This is a genomic window from Alteromonas sp. G5_S2_22_S1 (assembly GCF_054968525.1).
The window spans coordinates 1-18,158 of sequence record NZ_JBQKUJ010000009.1 but is presented as its reverse complement, the minus strand read 5'-3'; the positions used below and the strand labels follow the sequence as shown (position 1 = coordinate 18,158).

Annotated in this window: 18 protein-coding genes; 7 read left to right on the top strand and 11 right to left on the bottom strand. The window is 44.6% G+C overall.

Annotated features, from left to right (window positions below):
* Positions 1-95 precede the first annotated feature (95 nt).
* Positions 96-944 carry an SPFH domain-containing protein gene (locus ACTRWF_RS11070; RefSeq protein WP_012519629.1) on the top strand — a complete coding sequence of 283 codons (849 nt, stop codon included), beginning with the start codon at positions 96-98 and terminating at the stop codon, positions 942-944.
* 67 nt (positions 945-1,011) lie between these two features.
* Entirely contained in the window at positions 1,012-1,233 is a 222-nt protein-coding gene (locus tag ACTRWF_RS11065) for a type II toxin-antitoxin system antitoxin (protein WP_012519628.1), read from the top strand.
* Between the two features lie 104 nt (positions 1,234-1,337).
* Here the strand turns inward: ACTRWF_RS11065 and ACTRWF_RS11060 are convergent, their stop codons facing one another.
* The 5 genes from ACTRWF_RS11060 to ACTRWF_RS11040 form a co-directional block, all read right to left on the bottom strand.
* Positions 1,338-2,561 (bottom strand): diguanylate cyclase, encoded by a 1,224-nt coding sequence (locus ACTRWF_RS11060; protein ID WP_462835550.1) that lies wholly within the window; start codon positions 2,559-2,561, stop codon positions 1,338-1,340.
* The gene (locus ACTRWF_RS11055) at positions 2,479-2,715 is read right to left on the bottom strand and encodes a PAS domain-containing protein (RefSeq protein ID WP_052326910.1); all 237 of its coding nucleotides are present in this window, start codon (positions 2,713-2,715) and stop codon (positions 2,479-2,481) included. The genes ACTRWF_RS11060 and ACTRWF_RS11055 overlap by 83 nt, the downstream gene beginning before the upstream one ends.
* 174 nt (positions 2,716-2,889) lie before the next feature.
* Positions 2,890-3,702, bottom strand: a complete 813-nt coding sequence (locus tag ACTRWF_RS11050) for a choice-of-anchor H family protein (protein ID WP_287151916.1) — start codon at positions 3,700-3,702, stop codon at positions 2,890-2,892.
* Positions 3,703-3,815: 113 nt separating this feature from the next.
* Positions 3,816-4,214: a ribonuclease E inhibitor RraB gene (rraB, locus tag ACTRWF_RS11045; RefSeq protein WP_287151914.1), complete on the bottom strand. Its 399-nt coding sequence runs from the start codon at positions 4,212-4,214 to the stop codon at positions 3,816-3,818.
* A gap of 32 nt (positions 4,215-4,246) precedes the next feature.
* The gene (locus ACTRWF_RS11040; RefSeq protein WP_015067923.1) at positions 4,247-4,972 is read right to left on the bottom strand and encodes a 1-acylglycerol-3-phosphate O-acyltransferase; all 726 of its coding nucleotides are present in this window, start codon (positions 4,970-4,972) and stop codon (positions 4,247-4,249) included.
* 205 nt (positions 4,973-5,177) lie between these two features.
* Between ACTRWF_RS11040 and ACTRWF_RS11035 the strand changes: the two genes are divergently transcribed.
* Positions 5,178-6,317: an HD domain-containing phosphohydrolase gene (locus ACTRWF_RS11035; protein ID WP_462835549.1), complete on the top strand. Its 1,140-nt coding sequence runs from the start codon at positions 5,178-5,180 to the stop codon at positions 6,315-6,317.
* Positions 6,318-6,407: 90 nt separating this feature from the next.
* On the opposite strand, the gene glnG is transcribed toward ACTRWF_RS11035, so the two are convergent.
* The 4 genes from glnG to glnA all read right to left on the bottom strand — a co-directional run bounded on the left by glnG (position 6,408) and on the right by glnA (position 11,344).
* Positions 6,408-7,817 carry a nitrogen regulation protein NR(I) gene (gene glnG / locus ACTRWF_RS11030; protein WP_015067921.1) on the bottom strand — a complete coding sequence of 470 codons (1,410 nt, stop codon included), beginning with the start codon at positions 7,815-7,817 and terminating at the stop codon, positions 6,408-6,410.
* Complete coding sequence (glnL, locus tag ACTRWF_RS11025) at positions 7,807-8,892, bottom strand: nitrogen regulation protein NR(II) (protein WP_012519621.1); 1,086 nt, start codon at positions 8,890-8,892, stop codon at positions 7,807-7,809. The genes glnG and glnL overlap by 11 nt, the downstream gene beginning before the upstream one ends.
* Positions 8,893-9,023: 131 nt before the next feature.
* Positions 9,024-9,650, bottom strand: coding sequence for a DUF4124 domain-containing protein (locus ACTRWF_RS11020; protein ID WP_020744182.1), 627 nt, complete (start codon positions 9,648-9,650; stop codon positions 9,024-9,026).
* Between the two features lie 284 nt (positions 9,651-9,934).
* Positions 9,935-11,344: a glutamate--ammonia ligase gene (glnA, locus tag ACTRWF_RS11015; protein WP_015067919.1), complete on the bottom strand. Its 1,410-nt coding sequence runs from the start codon at positions 11,342-11,344 to the stop codon at positions 9,935-9,937.
* A 458-nt stretch (positions 11,345-11,802) separates the two neighbouring features.
* Here glnA and typA point away from each other — a divergent pair, with 458 nt between their 5' ends.
* The 3 genes from typA (at position 11,803) to ACTRWF_RS11000 (ending at position 15,567) form a co-directional block, all read left to right on the top strand.
* The gene (gene typA, locus ACTRWF_RS11010; RefSeq protein WP_012519617.1) at positions 11,803-13,635 is read left to right on the top strand and encodes a translational GTPase TypA; all 1,833 of its coding nucleotides are present in this window, start codon (positions 11,803-11,805) and stop codon (positions 13,633-13,635) included.
* 237 nt (positions 13,636-13,872) lie between these two features.
* The gene (locus ACTRWF_RS11005; RefSeq protein WP_012519616.1) at positions 13,873-14,250 is read left to right on the top strand and encodes a response regulator; all 378 of its coding nucleotides are present in this window, start codon (positions 13,873-13,875) and stop codon (positions 14,248-14,250) included.
* Between the two features lie 141 nt (positions 14,251-14,391).
* Entirely contained in the window at positions 14,392-15,567 is a 1,176-nt protein-coding gene (locus tag ACTRWF_RS11000; protein WP_012519615.1) for a MalY/PatB family protein, read from the top strand.
* 183 nt (positions 15,568-15,750) lie between these two features.
* Here ACTRWF_RS11000 and ACTRWF_RS10995 read toward each other — a convergent pair whose 3' ends face one another.
* On the bottom strand, positions 15,751-16,947 hold the full coding sequence (locus tag ACTRWF_RS10995) for an Nramp family divalent metal transporter (RefSeq protein ID WP_015067915.1): 1,197 nt from the start codon (positions 16,945-16,947) through the stop codon (positions 15,751-15,753).
* A 240-nt stretch (positions 16,948-17,187) separates the two neighbouring features.
* Between ACTRWF_RS10995 and ACTRWF_RS10990 the strand changes: the two genes are divergently transcribed.
* A complete protein-coding gene (locus ACTRWF_RS10990; protein WP_024016849.1) occupies positions 17,188-17,889 on the top strand; it encodes a UPF0149 family protein in 702 nt (233 codons plus the stop codon).
* Between the two features lie 39 nt (positions 17,890-17,928).
* Here ACTRWF_RS10990 and ACTRWF_RS10985 read toward each other — a convergent pair whose 3' ends face one another.
* Positions 17,929-18,117, bottom strand: a complete 189-nt coding sequence (locus tag ACTRWF_RS10985) for a hypothetical protein (protein WP_015067913.1) — start codon at positions 18,115-18,117, stop codon at positions 17,929-17,931.
* Positions 18,118-18,158: the final 41 nt, after the last annotated feature.

Sequence of the window (18,158 nt, the reverse complement as noted above, 5' to 3'; positions counted from 1 at the left end):
GAAATTATTTTGACACATATGGAAACACTTCATTGTTCGTCAAATTCGTTTTTTTCTATTATAAAGATATCAAAATGATATCAAAGGTAAGAGCTATGCAAGAAAAGAATGGGTTTTCAATAAATGGATATTTGATGATTGGCGTACTGTTACTGGCGCAAAGCGCTGCGTTCTTCTATGCGGTGGGAGGGAATGCAGAAGCCGGTGGAGTGCTAAGCCTATTAGTAGCTAGCTTGTGGAGTGGTTTCTTTATGGTTCAGCCAAATCAGGCCAAAGTGATGACCTTTTTCGGCAGCTATGTAGGTACGGTGTCGGATGTGGGTTTACGTTGGACTATTCCATTTTTTCGCAAAGTAAATATCTCACTTCGCATTCGTAACTTTGAAAGCGCAAAAATTAAAGTGAATGACAATCAGGGTAATCCTATCGAGATTGCATCCATAGTGGTGTGGAAAGTAACAGATACCGCTGAAGCGGTATTTGATGTTGATGATTACGAAAGCTTTGTAAGAATACAAAGTGAATCGGCTATTAGAAATATGGCGAGCAGTTTTCCGTATGATCCGCGAGACGACGAACAAGCAGAAGTGGCGCTTCGCAGTCATCCACTTGAAATATCAGAACGCCTTCAGCAAGAAATACAGGCTCGTTTAGCCAAGGCGGGCATAACTATTCTAGAGTCTCGTATTAGTCACCTTGCTTACGCACAAGAAATAGCCAGTGCAATGTTACAACGACAACAGGCATCGGCTATTGTTGCTGCACGAAAACAAATTGTTGATGGGGCGGTAGGAACCGTAGAAATGGCTCTTCAACGTTTGAATGAAAAGGGCGTAGTTGAGCTTGATGAAGAGCGCAAAGCAACAATGATAAGCAACCTTTTAGTCGTCTTGTGCGGCGATAAATCAACGCAACCTGTGATTAACACAGGCACAATTTACTAATTCACATTTGTATCTACCGCGTCACAGTGGCGTACCGCAGCGTACTGCGGCGCATAAGGTTTTTGTTTTGGCAAAGAAAAAAGCGTATCCACTTAGGATAAATGAAAATGTGCTTGCCGCCATGGAACGGTGGGCAGCCGACGATTTACGCAGTGTAAATGCGCAAATAGAGTATGTGTTGAGGCAGGCATTAGTCAGTCACGGGCGAGTCAAACTCGTTGAAAAAGTTGTCGTAGAAGTAGAAGACGTGGACACTTCAATTCACTCAGATGACAGCACACAAAATTAGTTACAGTCTCTAAACCTTTTGCATGCCCCATTTATGCTTGTTCACCGTAGCGTTTGCGGGGCTTTGCTTTCTATAAAGTAGGTAGGGCTTGTTATTTCGTACCCTTAATTACATTCTTTTACTAATTTGGGCGTCACCAAAACATCTACATCTAGCGTACATTCAACAGCATTTCGACCGCTATTTTTGGCTTTATAAAGCGCATCATCTGCGGCTTTAAGTAATGCTTTTATCTCTGTATTTTCCGTTTTTTGCGTATACACCGCGCCAATACTCACGGTTACGTTTCGGCCTTTTAATATTGGTTGGGTGGTATGAAGGTGACATATCGTTTCGCGAAATCTTTCAAGCAACTGGTTGGCAGCCCTTGGTGTAGGTAGCGACATGCAGAATGCAAACTCCTCTCCGCCAATTCGTCCTATGCAATCTTCCTGACGAAATAGCTTTTGTAGAGTTTGTGCAACAGTAACGAGTACATCATCACCGAATGCATGGCCAAATTGATCATTGATCGATTTAAAATGATCGACATCGGCAATACCAACTAAAATCGCCTGTTTATTTCGGCAGGCAAGATGTAGGAATTTTTTAAGGCTGTCTAAAAATGCTCTTCTATTCGGTATGTGTGTTAGCGCGTCAACATAAGCTAATTTCTCTAGCTTCAGGTTAGCAGAGCGCAGCTCCCTAGTGCGGTTATTAACGAGCTGCTCTAAATTATCTTTAATTCTTTTAAGTTCTGCGTTTCGCTTATCTAATTGCTCGGTTTGAAACTTCGTCTCGCTAACATCGCGCTGTACCGCCGCGAAATGGGTAACTTCGCCATAGTCATTTGTGAGTGGAAATATATTCATTTGAACCCAAAAAGGCTTACCTGTTTTTGTGTAGTTAAGCAGTGTTTCAGTACATGGTCGGTGCTCAAGTAGCGCTTGCCTTATGCGCTGAGTCGCCTCTTTGTCGGTAAGTGTGCCTTGAAATATTCGCGGCGTTTCACCAATTAATTCCTCAAGCGTATATTCTGTATGCCCGCACAGTGCTTCAGTGACTAAAATCATATCCTGTGCGTTTGGCACGATATCTTTATAAGAAAAGTTGTTTACTTTTTTCGTAATATCGACGAAGTAAACCACTACAAATGACGGCGTCTTGCCATTGACTTCATACTTCTCTGGGTAGGCATTGACGCTAAGCCATGTAATCTGGCCCGTTTCATGGTGGGTTTTACCTAATATCTGTTCATTAATAGCACTACCAGCGTTTAATACCTTGGAAATGGGAAGTTCGCTGTACGGTACGATTTTGCATATCTGTGAACTCCCAAGCGTCCACATCCAAACTTTTTTCTTTGAGTTGCTCTATGTTTAGGTTAATAAGTGCCAACGCCGCAGGGTTAGCGTACTCCACGGCACCTGATTCATTGTGAATAACCACGCCAATGTGCGTATTTTCCAGAAGATTAAACAAGTTAACATTGTCGATGCTCATAGCATTACACCAATTGAAAGCGTCAGTATGTACTGTTTTTATGGGTACATTGGCGAATCAACGTTAATTGATAAAGAAGGTTTAACTTATATAACAGACTTTAGTGTAAGAAATAGCCAAAAGCTGTGTCTTGGCACAGCTTTTTAAAAAAACATTCGCGTTTGTAGCGGTTTATTAAAGACGCGCTGTTGGGGCTCTGCGGATAAGTGCAATGCCGCTTAGCAAGCACAACGTAAGAAAGGTCCAAGTACCGCCATGTTCCTCGACGATGACAATCGTGTCCTCTTGAACAAATTCGTGGTTTTCACTTTCAAGGGGAAGGTAAGCCAGTGCGCTGTCATCATAAGGGTCGGTAAAGGCGACAAGCATTTCAGTGTCCGCATCATAAAGCTCTAATAAAATATCGTACTCGTCCGACGGGTAGCCAGAGACTAACGCACTTTCTATGGTAAAAGTGTCGGTAGAGTCTTCTGAGTAGATGTAGAAATCTGAAGTGACGTGAATGGCTTCATAGACATCATTCTTGCCTAAATACAGTACGGCGTACACTGGCGCTCGAGTGAAAATCGTATCGGCATCAAATTCGATGGAAAATGTTGAATGATAGCCATCATAGTCGATGTCCTGACTTAGCGTTACCCAGCTTTCATAAATCCAAAACTCGTTAATACTGCTTACCACGATATCGCTAGAAGATTTATTTACGCCGAGATGCTGCGTATGTGTTTGGGTTTTGACTAAGTGAGTGCTTTGTTGTGTGGCTTCATCAACACGTTGTGATACTGCCTCGTCGCTCTCTACAATGCCTGTGGTTTTAGGCTCAAGAGAAGCTGAAGGAGTAAAGGGCTTATCGTAACGATACTCTTTCGATTCAACGGTCTTAGTTTGTGGTTCAAGTTCGGTACTTGCATGCACAGGTGTAACGAGTGCTAGATGCAATGCCGCCACAGCAGGGTATGTGGTTAGTGCACAAAGTAAATTCTTCATCTGTCCATCCTTTTCCAATCGATAATGACCCTGTCATTGTTGACGGAAAAAGATGAACAAAAGCTGAAGGCTAACTTAACGCTTAATCAGCAATCGGGTGTAACCCAAGATGGTTAATCGTTCAGGTGATGTTCCTCTTCCTCATACTCATCCTCTTCGCGAGGTTCAAAATAGGTTCCCCAGCCGTCGTAGGTAACGTCGTGCTTATCGGCAATTTTGAGCAGCGCGTCAGCGTCGGCATTGAGCTTTTCAATATCAAGCTTTCTTTCTACCACGGCATCGAAACAAAAAATGGTTTCGCCATCATCTAACATTAACTCTTCTGCATCAGTGACTTCAAAGCCCGCTTTGAAGGCGTCGACGGCGGCTTTTTCAAGCACGTCAAAGTCGGTACTCGCGAAGTGATGCTCAATGGTATAGTCGGCATCGGCTTGACTGCCATCTTCTAGAAGGGCATCGATGGTTTCTTGGTTAAACGCGTACCACTCTTCTCTTTCATCGAACTGATTCATAATAAATACTCATTAGCAATTTTGACGCAAGTTTACCTGCTTTTTTCCAGTTCATCGACCTGAGTATTGAGCGCGTCGAACTTTTGTTTCATTTCATCGTTGAAATGGGTCATCCATTCTTTAATGGTATGCGCGTCGGTAAGCGGCTGAGGAGCTGCAATATCAATGAGCACAATGCCATTATCCCAGCGATTCCATTTTACTTTTTTATGTAGGTTGCTTGCAGTAACCATAACTACGGGTTCGTTAGTGGTTTTTGCTAACCGGAAGGCCCCTTGTTTGAAAGGCAGTATTCCACGGCCATAACTGCGCGTACCTTCTGGAAATAACCACACTGACGTCTTCTTTTTCGCAATACGTTTAGCTGCAATATCCAGCGTATTTCGGGCTTTACCTGAATTTTTTCTGTCTATCATTATATTGCCCGATAGCCAGTAAATTTGACCAAAAATAGGTATCCACTTAAGGCTTTTTTTGCCTATTGTTACCACACCCGGTAGGGCCGCTTTGCATATGGTGATGACGTCAAAACTATTTTGGTGATTAGCAATAAATACATAAGGTTCGTTAATTTTTACGGCAGGATCTTTTCTAATAATAATCTTAAGCCCAACGATTTTCGCCATTAGCGAATATAGGCTACCTGCAGCATGCACATTATCTTTATGAAATGGCCTTACAATACAAACAAGCAGCAACACGATGTTTATTAGTAAGAATCCGATAAATAGTGCGGGGATGCGGAATAAAGCGATCAAAACAACTCCTAGATACAATTGACGCGCGCAGTATAGATGAAGTTTCAGCGTACACTTGTCCGATGAGTTTTTATAGGTCTATTGATGCATTCGGTCATAAGTTGAAAAAGTCGTTGTGTTTATCACCTTTAGTATGAGGAAATTTTGCCGATACCCGATTACAATAATAGAAAGCTTAAGCGAACCTAACTCGGTAATTAACAATATGCAGACATTTACTCCAGATGACCTAGAAGAGGATATTCTTACTGACCTAATGGAGGAAATTAACGAACTCTATGAATCAAGTGAGCAAACGTTGATTGAGTTAGAGCTTCGCCCTGAAGATAACGAGTTGCAGCGCGCGCTTTTCCGTTCAATTCATACCATTAAAGGCGATCTGGGGTTAGTTAACTTCTCGCCTATGATCCCGCTTCTACAGCATGTTGAAGACCTACTAGACTACCTTCGCAAAGGGCAGGTTGCCTATACCAGCACCATGAGTGACTTAGTGCTGCTAACGATGGATAGGGTAAAAGCCTTCGTTGAAAATGTCATGGCCAATGGCAAAGCCGACTATGATGATAGCCTTCATAATCAGCTCGTCTTAGCAATTAGCCGAGTCACGCCTGATAATGCCGCTGATCATGAAAAGCGCCTTACCGAAGCAGTGCTTTTACTTAACCCCGCACTTGATGTTGTAAGCAGCGACGACGACCCGCAACGTGTTCAAATAAAGCCACCAACCTTAGCGGCTACAGGTATTCCAAAAGATATCAGTAGCGAGAAAAAACAAGATATATTGTTCTTTCGCGATCTAATGCAATCGATAGAGCGTCGATCAGACTATTGGGCTGGTAGAGGTGATCGTATTGCGAAATTGGCGATGTATATAAATGATGTGGCTGAAAATCCCATTGATGAAGATCAGCTTGCTGTTGCCAGCTATGTCCATGATTTTGGCATGGCCTTTATGCCGTTGAAACTACTGCACAAAGGCGACACGTTAAGTGAGATTGAGTTTAATCTTATGCGCTCTCACGTTTACAAAAGTGCTCGGCTATTGGAACACCTGGACCAGTGGGACATGGCACGCAAGATTGTGATGCAACACCACGAGCGCACAGACGGCACTGGCTATCCCCTTGGCCTTAAGGAAGACGATATCTGCGATGGCGCCAAACTACTTGCCATTGTTGATACCTACGATGCAATGACACATCCAAGGGCGCACAATGAAGATAACGTACTATCTAAGAAAGACGCAGTGATTGAAATTAACCGCAGCGCAAAAGGGCAGTTCAGTATGAAGTGGGTAAGATTGTTTAACCAGGGCATGACGGCACTTTTAACCAAAGGTCAGTAGCCTAATTCGCGGTCGCTGTGTACGTAAGCGCTAATGCATAATGATTAAGTGCATTAGCGCTTGGTATATAAACGCTCAGGGAGTAAATGGTTAATTAACGCCAAGCTCCTTAAGCTTTCTGGTTAATGTATTGCGCCCCCAACCTAACCGCTTAGCAGCGTCTTGTTTATGGCCGTGGGTATGCTGTAGCGCGCGCTCAAGCATCACGCGTTCAAAGGTAAGCATGGCATCGTTTAAGATGTTGTGATGGCCGTCGCGCAGCTGTTTGTCGGTCCAACTTGCTAATAAGTCTGGCCAATCACCTGATTCTGCACTTGGTTTTTCAATCGAGCTATCGCTGTGGATTTCAGGAGGTAGATCGCTGGGAAGGACCTCTTGCCCACTCGCCATAACCGTTAGCCAGCGGCATACGTTTTCTAGCTGCCGTACGTTACCGGGCCAAGGTAGTTGAGACATTACGCGCTCAGCGTCTTTCGATATGCTCTTGGCTTCCACATCAAGTTCTTTGGCTGCGCGGCGCAGGAAGTGGCGTGTTAACAGCGGAATATCTTCGCGGCGTTCGTTGAGTGATGGAAGATGCACGCGAATAACATTTAGGCGGTGAAATAAATCTTCCCTGAATTTACCTTCAGCAACCCTTTGTTCTAAGTTTTGGTGTGTGGCGGCGATTATGCGCACGTCCACACTTACTGACTGATGACCACCCACGCGATAAAACTGCCCATCGGCCAACACGCGCAAAAGGCGAGTTTGCACATCAAGGGGCATATCACCAATTTCGTCTAAAAATAATGTACCGCCGTCGGCTTGTTCAAAGCGGCCTTGGCGGGCGGCTTGTGCGCCGGTAAACGCGCCTTTTTCGTGGCCAAATAACTCAGACTCTACAAGGTCTGCTGGAATGGCGGCCATGTTAAGGGCGATGAAGGGTTTGCTGGCTCTGGGGCTGTGCCTGTGAAGAGCGTGCGCGACGAGTTCTTTACCCGTACCCGATTGACCGTTGATAAGCACGCTGATTGAAGAGCGAGACAGGCGACCTATGGCACGAAACACTTCCTGCATGGCAGGGGCTTCGCCAATAATTTCCGTTACCACGTCTTCGACTTGCGCTTTGGAAACCGTGGATTGCTCTCTGGAATGAGCAAGCGCGCGCTGGGTTAACGTTACCGCCTCGTCTATATCAAATGGCTTTGGCAAATATTCAAATGCGCCTTTTTGATAGGCGTTAACCGCGCTATCTAAATCCGAATGCGCCGTCATAATGATAACAGGCAGCATGGGGTGCGAAGTATGCACTTCGTTCAGTAATGTCATGCCGTCCATTTGTGGCATTCTAATATCTGAAATGATGACTTCAGGTGCTTGACCGCTTTGAAGTTGAAGCAATAAATCTTCAGGGTTTTCAAAACTTAAGCAGCTTATATCTGCTGCTTGTAAGGCCTTTTGCAGCACCCAACGAATAGAACTGTCGTCATCGACAATCCACACAGACTCATTCGTCATCGTCTGTCTCCTTACGATCTATTGGTAGATAAATTACGAACTCAGTGTGACCAGGGTAGCTGTCTACATCTATTTTGCCGCCGTGGTGGTTAATAAGGGTTTGTGAAATAGACAAACCCAGCCCAGAGCCATTTTGTTTACTTGTGACCATGGGGTAGAAAAGCGTGTCTTTGATTTCGGGAGGTATACCTGGGCCGTTATCAATAATTTTTATTTTCGCGACAAGTGCATACCGTTTGGTTTGAATTGTCATTTGGCGCTCAATACGTGTAACCAACCTAATTTCTGGATGTGGTGTTTGACTTTCGTTTAGCGCCTGTACACTGTTGCGAACAATGTTGAGAACCGCTTGTTGAATCATGTCTGGATCAAGCAATAACGGGGGGATACTCGGGTCGTAATCGCGCACAATAGTAATCGGGTTGTCTGAGTCAAAGCGCATCAAGCTACGTATTTTCTCTAACGCTTGATGTACATTGCTTTCTTCAAATCTAGGAAGTGAATTTGGCCCTAATAAACGGTCCACCAAATTGCGCAAACGATCAGACTGCTCAATGATCATGCGGGTAAATTCTTTATGCTCTTCTGATAGCTCTTTTTCTAACAGCTGGGCTGCACCACGAATTCCGCCTAACGGATTTTTAATTTCATGAGCCAGTCCTCGCACTAGCTCTCGAGCAGCATAATGCTGTGCATTTTGTAGGTTTTCCCGTGAGATACGCTTTTGTTGGTCAATTTTTTTAACTTCAAAAAGCAGTCTAGGCCCGTCTTCGAAATGTAAGTTCGTCACCGTGAGGTCGGCAGATACATAGCGATTATCTCTGAATGCTAATTTAATTTCATTTTCTGTAAAGTCTTCGCCTTTTCTTATTGCGGCTTTTAGGCGCGTTGTTTCTATTGTGCCTGGCAGAAAAAAATCTTGAAGAGGGTGCCCGATAAGTTGCTTTAAGCCCGTTTCAAACAAGGCTTCGCCAGCATGGTTGGCGTAAACAATAGTCAGCTTATTATCCACCATCACTAACGCGGTATTAAGGCTATTAATTAGCTGTTGTGTCTCTAACTCGGTTGAATGCATCCGAGCTCGTCTCCTTTGCACCATTATTGTGCATTGTAGCTTGCATTGATGCGTTGCGCGAATGAAAGAGGTCAATGAATTATTGTCACTGAACCTCTGTGGTGCGCTTACAAAGCAGTGATTGCACGCTATTAGTTATTAATTAACGCTGATGCCTGATGAAGGTACAGGGTTTGTACTGGAGACGATGCAAGAGTCTTGCCCGTATTGTTAGTTAGTTCAACTTTATAAGTATGTGCCCCACGATGGATACCGGATAGCTTAAAAATGCCAGAACTGTTGCTAGCTATTGGGGCGTCGTCAAAAATTAATCGGTAAATTGGGGCTTTAGGTGCACCAGTTTGAGCCGCTGAAATGGTGAGATCACCTAGGTTGTTGCGGATGGTCGCTTCGGGGGCCGGACTTTTTATTACCACCTTATACTTAGGCTTTGGGGCTTTCTGGGGCGCCGGCGGGGGAGGTGGAACCTTCGCTGCCTTTACAACATTCTGTGTTTGACCATCAAATGATAGGGGCTCTGCGTTTGGCTGAGGTTTATCGGTAAAGGTAATAACGCCGTTCTCATCCACCACTTTGTAGATTTTTGGTGGCATGTTTGACGGTGTCGCGGAATCGCTGGAATTTATTTCGTCATCGGGTCGTTCTGACGCTTGCTGGTCATTGGCTTGGTTTTGCGCTGCAGAATAAACGTTAAACGGTAAATTGCCCGAGGTTAATAGCAATAATATGAAGAATATCTTTCCCGTTTTATTTCGCACGTGTGGTTTACCTGTTCGCGATAGTCATAAGTTTTAGCCTTATTTCCACTGAAGGCCTTAAGTATGACGACAGTGGGCTAGTAACTAACATAGTGTGAACAAGCTTAGAGTGCAATAGCTACTACACGCAGAAGTAAATTACGTAGGCGCTGATACAGTCAATTGATCTTATAGTGCAGCAAAACGTTGAGTAAATATCAGGCTCGAAAACGTAGTTGATAACTAGCAGCCATAAAAAAAGCCCGCAAAGCGGGCTTTAGTATAAGTTGCTATACAGGGTGTAATTACACGCTGTAGTACATGTCGAACTCAACAGGGTGAGTTGTCATGTTAAGTTTAGTGACTTCTTCAGACTTAAGGTCGATGTATGCATCAATCATGTCGTCAGTCATAACGCCACCCGCTTTAAGGAAGTCACGGTCGTTATCAAGTGCTTCAAGTGCCATTTCTAGCGAGCTTGCAACAGTTGGGATTTCAGCCGCTTCTTCTGGTGGAAGGTCGTATAAGTCTTTATCCATCGAGTCGCCAGGGTGGATCTTGTTTTTGATACCGTCAAGGCCAGCCATTAGCATAGCAGAGAACGCTAGGTAAGGGTTAGCTGTTGGGTCAGGGAAACGTACTTCAATACGACGCGCTTTATCGCTAGTTACGTGAGGAATACGAATTGATGCAGAACGGTTACGTGCAGAGTATGCAAGCATTACCGGCGCTTCGAACCCAGGAACTAGACGCTTGTATGAGTTAGTTGAAGCGTTAGCAAAGGCGTTGATTGCACGTGCGTGCTTAATAATACCGCCAATGTAGTAAAGTGCTTCTTCAGAAAGACCAGCGTACTTGTCACCCGCGAAGATGTTTACGCCATCTTTAGAGATAGACTGGTGGCAGTGCATACCAGAACCGTTATCACCAACAAGTGGCTTAGGCATGAAGGTCGCAGTTTGGCCATATGCGTGTGCTACGTTGTGCACAACATACTTATAAACTTGAATTTCATCCGCTTTTTTAACTAGCGTGTTGAATTCGCAAGCAATTTCGTTTTGACCCGCTGTGGCTACTTCGTGGTGGTGAGCTTCAATCACAAGGCCCATTTCTTCCATTACCATACACATAGCAGCACGAATGTCGTGTGCAGAGTCTACTGGTGGTACTGGGAAGTAACCGCCTTTAACGCCTGGACGGTGCGCCATGTTACCGCCTTCAAACTCTTCACCTGAGTTCCACTTGGCTTCTGATGAATCGATCTTGTAGAACGAGCCTGCCATGTCAGTGTGGAAGCGAACATCGTCGAAAAGGAAAAATTCTGGCTCTGGGCCGAAGAAACATGTGTCGCCAATACCTGTTGATTTCAAGTATTCTTCTGCGCGACGTGCAACAGAACGTGGGTCACGCTCGTAACCTTCCATTGTTGAAGGCTCAACGATGTCACAGCGAATGTTTACCTGAGTCTCTTCTGCGAAAGGGTCTACAACGCAGCTGTCTGCGTCTGGAAGAAGAACCATGTCTGATTCGTTGATGCCTTTCCAGCCAGCGATTGAAGAACCGTCGAACATTTTACCTTCTTCGAAAAACTCTTCATCAACAACGCTCGCAGGGATAGATACGTGTTGTTCTTTACCTTTAGTATCGGTAAAACGTAAATCTACAAACTTCGCTTCACTTTCTTTAATCAGCTCTAATGCCTTATCTACTGACATCGTGTCCTCCAGGTTTAATGTAAAAATGCGGAATGATCAGCTTCACTCCAACAGTGGAAAAAGTGAAAGCGATTATCATGCCATCTATATGCATGCCGATTTCAGCGGCATAGACAGGCATATATCACTTCCTTTTGATAGTTTTTGCACCAAAAATGTGCAATCATGCTTCTTTTTGGTGCTTTGTACTGGTTTGTACGTCATTTAGCCTAGATTAGTTTGTAGCACATCACCACCGAATCTGATCAATTCGGTGCAATAGAGGTGGTCGTTTTTTAAACTGGGTGGGTTAAAGTGATAAAACTTGCTTCTAATTAAAAAAAGATGCGCAAACGTCGTGGTTTTTCTGTACAATCCGCGCAAATTTTTCTATCTGCATTTTTTTGCAACAAATCTAATGCAGACTTATTCGATTCCCGAATTAAGTTGGCATCGATTTACACAGGCTCTATATAAGCATGAATACCACTGATATTAGTAAATTGCGTAATATCGCAATCATCGCCCACGTTGACCACGGTAAAACCACCTTGGTAGACAAACTGTTACAGCAGTCTGGCACCCTTGAATCACGAGGCGAGCAAGAAGAGCGCGTAATGGACTCGAATGACATCGAGAAAGAACGTGGCATTACCATCCTAGCTAAGAACACAGCGATTAACTGGAACGACTACCGTATCAACATTGTAGATACTCCAGGACACGCTGACTTCGGTGGTGAAGTAGAGCGCGTTATGTCAATGGCCGACTCTGTACTTCTACTTGTAGATGCACAAGAAGGTCCAATGCCTCAAACCCGTTTTGTAACTCAAAAAGCGTTTGCTCAAGGCCTTAAGCCTATTGTTGTTATCAACAAAATTGATAAGCCAGGCGCACGTCCTGACTGGGTTATGGACCAAGTGTTCGACCTGTTCGACAACTTAGGTGCAACGGACGAGCAGCTTGATTTCCAAGTTGTATACGCTTCAGCGCTTAACGGTTGGGCGTCACATGACGCTGATGAGCCAAAAGAAGATATGACGGCGTTATTTGAAACCATCGTTGAACAAGTTTCTGCTCCAGATGCAGACATCGACGGTCCTTTCCAAATGCAGATTTCTCAACTTGATTACAACTCATACGTTGGCGTAATCGGTGTTGGTCGTGTTAAGCGTGGGTCTGTTAAGCCTAACCAGCAAGTAACCGTGGTGACTGCTGAAGGTGAAAAACGCAATGGTAAAGTTGGTCTAGTTTACGGTTATCTTGGTCTAGCTCGCCACGAAGTTGAATCTGCTCACGCGGGTGACATTATTGCCATTACAGGTCTAGGCGAACTTAAGATCTCCGACACGATTTGTGATGTGAACACTGTTGAAGCGCTTCCGCCATTAACGGTTGATGAGCCTACCGTAACCATGACGTTCCAAGTAAACACCTCACCATTTGCTGGTAAAGAAGGTAAATACGTAACTTCACGTAACATTCTTGAGCGTCTTAAAGACGAGCTAGTACACAACGTTGCGCTTCGCGTAGAAGAAATGCCAGATCCTGATAAATTCCGCGTGTCTGGTCGTGGTGAGCTTCACTTAGGTATTCTTATCGAGAATATGCGTCGTGAAGGTTATGAACTTGCTGTATCTCGTCCAGAAGTAATCCTTAAAGAAGTTGATGGCGAAACGCAGGAGCCGTACGAAACACTGACTATCGACTGTGAAGAGCAGCACCAAGGCTCTATCATGGAACAGCTTGGCCTTCGCAAAGCTGAAATGACAGACATGTCTCCAGATGGCAAAGGTCGTGTACGTATCGACTTCGTTATTCCAAGCCGCGGCCTAATTGGTTTCCAAACTGAATTCATGACAATGACGTCGGGTTCTGGTCTGCTTTACCACACGTTCGATCACTACGGACCGTACAAAGGCGGTATCATTGGTAAGCGTAAGAACGGTGTTCTAATTGCTAACGCAAACGGTAAAGCACTAACCAACGCCTTGTTTAACCTTCAAGAGCGTGGTCGCCTATTTATCGGTCACGGTGTAGAAGTTTACGAAGGTATGGTTATCGGTATTCACAGCCGTGATAACGACCTTACCGTAAATGCACTTAAAGGTAAGCAGCTAACGAACGTTCGTGCATCGGGTACTGATGAAGCGCAAACTCTAGTTCCACCAATCAAGATGTCACTTGAACAAGCGCTTGAGTTCATCGACGATGACGAACTAGTAGAAGTTACGCCTGAGTCTATCCGTATTCGTAAGAAGCTTCTTACTGAAAACGAGCGTAAGCGCGCGTCACGAGCGCCTAAGTCTTAATATAAAACAAGACAAAAAATATCATTTTAAAATGCCAGCTTATGCTGGCATTTTTTGTTGAGCTACTATTTCGCATTTAGGGCTATATACGGCCACAACGGCCCAAATATCGACCAAAGGTTAGTGGTCAAACTCTCGTATGACTTCTATGCTTACATCTGCAAGTTCAATTGATTTAATTCATTATCTAAGTCGTTGTATGATAGTGAATAACTACTAACTTTTAAGGGGAAAAACGTGTTTTCAGTAGCTGTAGTTGAAGATGACCCTATTACACTCGACCTTATCACCGATGCGTTGGAAACGCAGTTAGATGCTACCGTGTACCCGTTTACCCGCAGCAAGTTCGCTAGAGACTTTTTACTCCAACAAACGACAGATTCCATAAGCCTTATCATTAGCGACCAGGTAATGCCTGACTATGACGGGTTAAGCTTATTAAAAACTTGTCAAGCGTATGGCTTAGACGTGCCCTTTTTACTCATTACCGCAGACCCTAATAAGGAATTAGTGATGGAAGCCCGTAAATTGCAAGTGACCGGATTTTTAGCTAAACCTTTAAATATGGATGAGTTAATTCAAAAGTCCAAAGATGCAGTATCACAAGCGAGTTAGTTATACGAGGTACATGGATTCGCCTCTATTTAAGTTCAATTCGATATAGCAAAATTGTGTTAATTCACCGTACTCCCCCTAGTTTATAGCGCAGGAAACTTCTACACTGGTGCCACAAGTTTTTATGCAACAGGATGTAAAGTGAGCACGTTATTCGATAATACTCCCCCTCGAAAAGATACCTTCTCGTTTAAATGGCAAAAGTACAAAGGAAAAGACATTATTCCTGCGTGGGTTGCTGATACCGAATTTCGTTGTGCTCAGCCAATTCTAGACGCCATCTCAAGCTATGTAGACCACGGAAATATGGGATACATACTGCCCGCGCATCACGAAGGCGCTATTCAGGCGGTAGTTAAGTGGCTTAAAGATAAACACAATTGGGAAATCGAGCCTGAGTGGCTTGTGTGGACACCAGGTGTAGTTCCTGCCTTTAATGTCGCCTGCAAGGCTTACTGCGAGCCAGGGGATAAGGTGCTTATCCAGACCCCCAATTATCCGCCATTGTTAGCTGCACCTAAACTAAACGGCTTAGAGCGCGTTGATATTGGTACGGTGGTTCAACATGATAACGGCGATAGCTCAGAGACGATTAACGAAGTGGAAGGCGCGCGCTATACACTAGATTTTGATGCACTAGAGCGAGAAGCGGCAGACCCTAAATGTAAGCTGTTTATTCTGTGTAACCCAATGAATCCTGTGGGTTCGGTACTTTCTAAAGAAGAGTTAGATCGCATTGCCGACATTTGTAATGCAAATAACGTTACGCTTTGTTCAGATGAAATTCACTGTGACCTAATTCTTGAAGAGGGCAAACAGCACATACCCGCTGGGCGTGAAGTCAATCTTGCCGATAATAGCGTTACGCTGATGGCTGCAAGTAAGACCTTTAATATTGCAGGCTTGGGCACGTCATTCGCCATTATTCCTAACAGGCAACTGCGCCAGTCATTTACTAATGCGGCGGCGGGCATTGTGCCCTGGGTTACTGTGCTAGGACTGGCAGCGACTGAAGCGGCATTTACCCAGTGTGACGACTGGCACCAGGCGCAAATTGCATACCTTCGCGAAAATAGAGACATGGTATTTAACACTATTAACAGCATAGACGGGCTGCGTATGCTTAAAGCCGATGCGACATTTTTAGCTTGGGTAGATGCCAGTGGGTTAGGCGTAGAAAATGTTCAGCAATGGGCACAAGAGAAGGGCGTTGGTCCATCTCCAGGTATTGATTTCCATAAAGCCGACCACTTTAGAATTAACTTTGGCTGCAGCAAATCCATGCTCCAAGACATTCTTCAACGCCTCGCCAGCTAAGAGAAGGGGTAAGAGTACTTTTCTAACTTATGAGCGTTGTTAAAAAGGGCCAAAGTATGCCTTTGGCCCTTCTCATATGCAGCGAGGCTATCGGTCACATGGGTTCACAGTTACCTTGGTTACTCACGACGATAACCCAAAAAAGGGGCTAAATTACTCTGCCCCTTTCTTGTTTTCTTGACGTTAGCTAAACACCCCAATGAGCTTATACAAACCTAGCCCAATAACGGTACCCACTACAACAAAGCCTGCTAGGTTACTCTTCCACGTATTCCTGAATTCGCCTAGTGCGGTGCTTTTATTCATAACAACCAACAAGAAAATGGCAATAATAGGCAGTAAAAGGGCATTAGTAGCTTGTGCAAACAAGATTGCTGGTAAGGGCTTAAAGCCCAGCGCTGCCACACTTACGCCTACCACGATGATGATAAACCATACCGCTTTAAAGCTCTTGCTTTGCATGTCGTCAGACAGCCCCAGTGCCCCCGTTACGGCATAAGCTGCGGCCAATGGTGCTGTGATAGCACTGGTAAGGCCTGCTGCGAATAACCCAAGCGCAAAGAACCACTGCGCTTTATCACCTAGTACAGGCTTAAGTTGCTCGCCCATATTCGAGGCATCCATAGTGGCGGCTTGATTAAAAAACGCCATCATAGCCGTTGCCATTACGATAAGTGTAATTAGCCCGCCCATGCTTATGGCTTTCGCCGACTGATTGCGACAGGCTACTACCGCGTCCTGTTTGTTCTGGCCCCGAGATGACTTGGCAACAAGGCTGGCGTGTAGAAATAAATTGTAAGGAACAATAGTGGTGCCAATAAGTGCAAGTACTGTCGTAATGGCGTCTGCGTCGAGGCGCGGTGAAAGAAGCTGACTAAACATGGCTGCAATGTCAGGTTTGGCCACTAAAAGCGTAACCAGAAACACGCCCGCCATGATAAATACCAGGTAAACAAGCACGGTTTCAATCCATTTGTAGCTTCCGGACCAAAGCAAAACAATGGCAATTGTGCCGAGGATGCTGGCCCATGGACCTATGCCGATACTAATAAAGGCATCTAAGCCAATAGCCGCGCCGGTTAAATTTCCTGATTCATAGGCGGCGTTTCCAATACCAATGGCGCTAACAATTAACACAATAAATGCGTTTTTAAGCCAAGGTTTATACGCCATATTTTTCATAGCGCTGGCTAAGCCCTGACCACTTGCCACGCCTAATCGAGCGGCCATGTCTTGCAGTACGATGGTTGCGAAGATGGAAAATAGCAGTGCCCACACCAGGTGAAAACCAAAGTTTGCACCCGCCAAACTGGCTGTAGTTACTGTTCCAGGGCCTATAAAGGCGGCCGCGATGATATATCCTGATTTATCTTTTGCCATTGCAACGACTCTTAGTTAAGTTTTGCTATCATGACAATAGGTAGGCGAGCACGCAACAGTACCGCTAAACCAATACAGTAACAGATTGGTTTTAAACCTATTGTCGCGTGCCCAATGCAAGTGTCGTGCTTTACTTTATGCCTTATATGAATGATATAAGGCTTTAAAAACGCCCCCTTGCAAAGTGGCCGCGCAGACTACCGTTTCATGAAAGAGAACGCAAATTAAAATAGGACTGTAATGGTGAATGACGGGTTTCCAATAAATACAATCAGCGATATTGTTTCATTACCTAGCTTAAGAGAGGTTCTGCCAAGTCCCCATCATATTGATGGAATGATATTCGCTGTGGCATCGGCGCCTGAAATTCCGATGCCGGAACAATGGATGCCTTGGCTTATTCAGTCTAGCAACAGCCAACTGGTCGATAAAGATGTAGATAAGTTAGCCGACGCTCTCATGAACGGCCTGCGCGCGCATTTAGACTTTATGCGTCAAGAAAAGTCTCCCCTTCCTTGCGAATTGCTAAAAACGTTAGAAATAGAAGGTAGCGCCTACCCATCCCCCGCACTAGAAAATTGGTTAAATGGACTATTACAGGTGCATAAACAGTTAGAACCGGTGTGGGAAGATGCATGGCAGCACTTAGAGAAAAACAGCACTGCTAGTAAAGAAGTGCCTCCAGACGATAAACCGGCTTCATCTGAGCAGGCAGAGCCTGCGGAAGCAAGGTTATCACGGTGTTTAAAGTTGTTTTCTACACTGGCGAATGTGGAATTAGCACTTTCATATCGAAATGAGAAGCAAGCGAAGGAGCTCAAAGGCAACATGGGGCTGCTTGTAAAGCAGTTGCCATCGGTACTCGCAGATTACACGAACCTTTCAGGGGAGCTTGCAAGTTCCTTACCTAATCAATTTGAAATGTATACCAAAATAACTTAATGAAAAGCATTATATGGTGCTGTAGCTGATTGCAGTAAATTAACGCTGCCGTTGATGCTGACGTTGATTTAGCGTGTGCTTAAGCGAAGCGGTATAGGTGTCTAGCTCTAGCTTCGCTTTTTCATATTGCTCGTTAAGCAGGCTAGAAGCAGGCTCTCTCATAAGCGCCTTGAAGGCGAGGTCGGTTTGCTTTAGCAAATGTTTAAGGTGCTGATTACTATCATCCATGGTAAGTCTTCCGATCTGAACAATTCATTAAAACCGAGAAG

Coding starts and splice junctions, on each gene's coding strand:
- ACTRWF_RS10985 (WP_015067913.1), bottom strand. CDS start 18,117: ATGGATGATAGTAATCAGCACCTTAAACATTTGCTAAAGCAAACCGAC.
- ACTRWF_RS11050 (WP_287151916.1), bottom strand. CDS start 3,702: ATGAAGAATTTACTTTGTGCACTAACCACATACCCTGCTGTGGCGGCA.
- ACTRWF_RS11035 (WP_462835549.1), top strand. CDS start 5,178: ATGCAGACATTTACTCCAGATGACCTAGAAGAGGATATTCTTACTGAC.
- ACTRWF_RS10995 (WP_015067915.1), bottom strand. CDS start 16,947: ATGGCAAAAGATAAATCAGGATATATCATCGCGGCCGCCTTTATAGGC.
- ACTRWF_RS11070 (WP_012519629.1), top strand. CDS start 96: ATGCAAGAAAAGAATGGGTTTTCAATAAATGGATATTTGATGATTGGC.
- typA (WP_012519617.1), top strand. CDS start 11,803: ATGAATACCACTGATATTAGTAAATTGCGTAATATCGCAATCATCGCC.
- ACTRWF_RS11055 (WP_052326910.1), bottom strand. CDS start 2,715: ATGAGCATCGACAATGTTAACTTGTTTAATCTTCTGGAAAATACGCAC.
- glnL (WP_012519621.1), bottom strand. CDS start 8,892: ATGCATTCAACCGAGTTAGAGACACAACAGCTAATTAATAGCCTTAAT.
- ACTRWF_RS11060 (WP_462835550.1), bottom strand. CDS start 2,561: ATGTGGACGCTTGGGAGTTCACAGATATGCAAAATCGTACCGTACAGC.
- glnG (WP_015067921.1), bottom strand. CDS start 7,817: ATGACGAATGAGTCTGTGTGGATTGTCGATGACGACAGTTCTATTCGT.
- glnA (WP_015067919.1), bottom strand. CDS start 11,344: ATGTCAGTAGATAAGGCATTAGAGCTGATTAAAGAAAGTGAAGCGAAG.
- ACTRWF_RS10990 (WP_024016849.1), top strand. CDS start 17,188: ATGGTGAATGACGGGTTTCCAATAAATACAATCAGCGATATTGTTTCA.
- rraB (WP_287151914.1), bottom strand. CDS start 4,214: ATGAATCAGTTCGATGAAAGAGAAGAGTGGTACGCGTTTAACCAAGAA.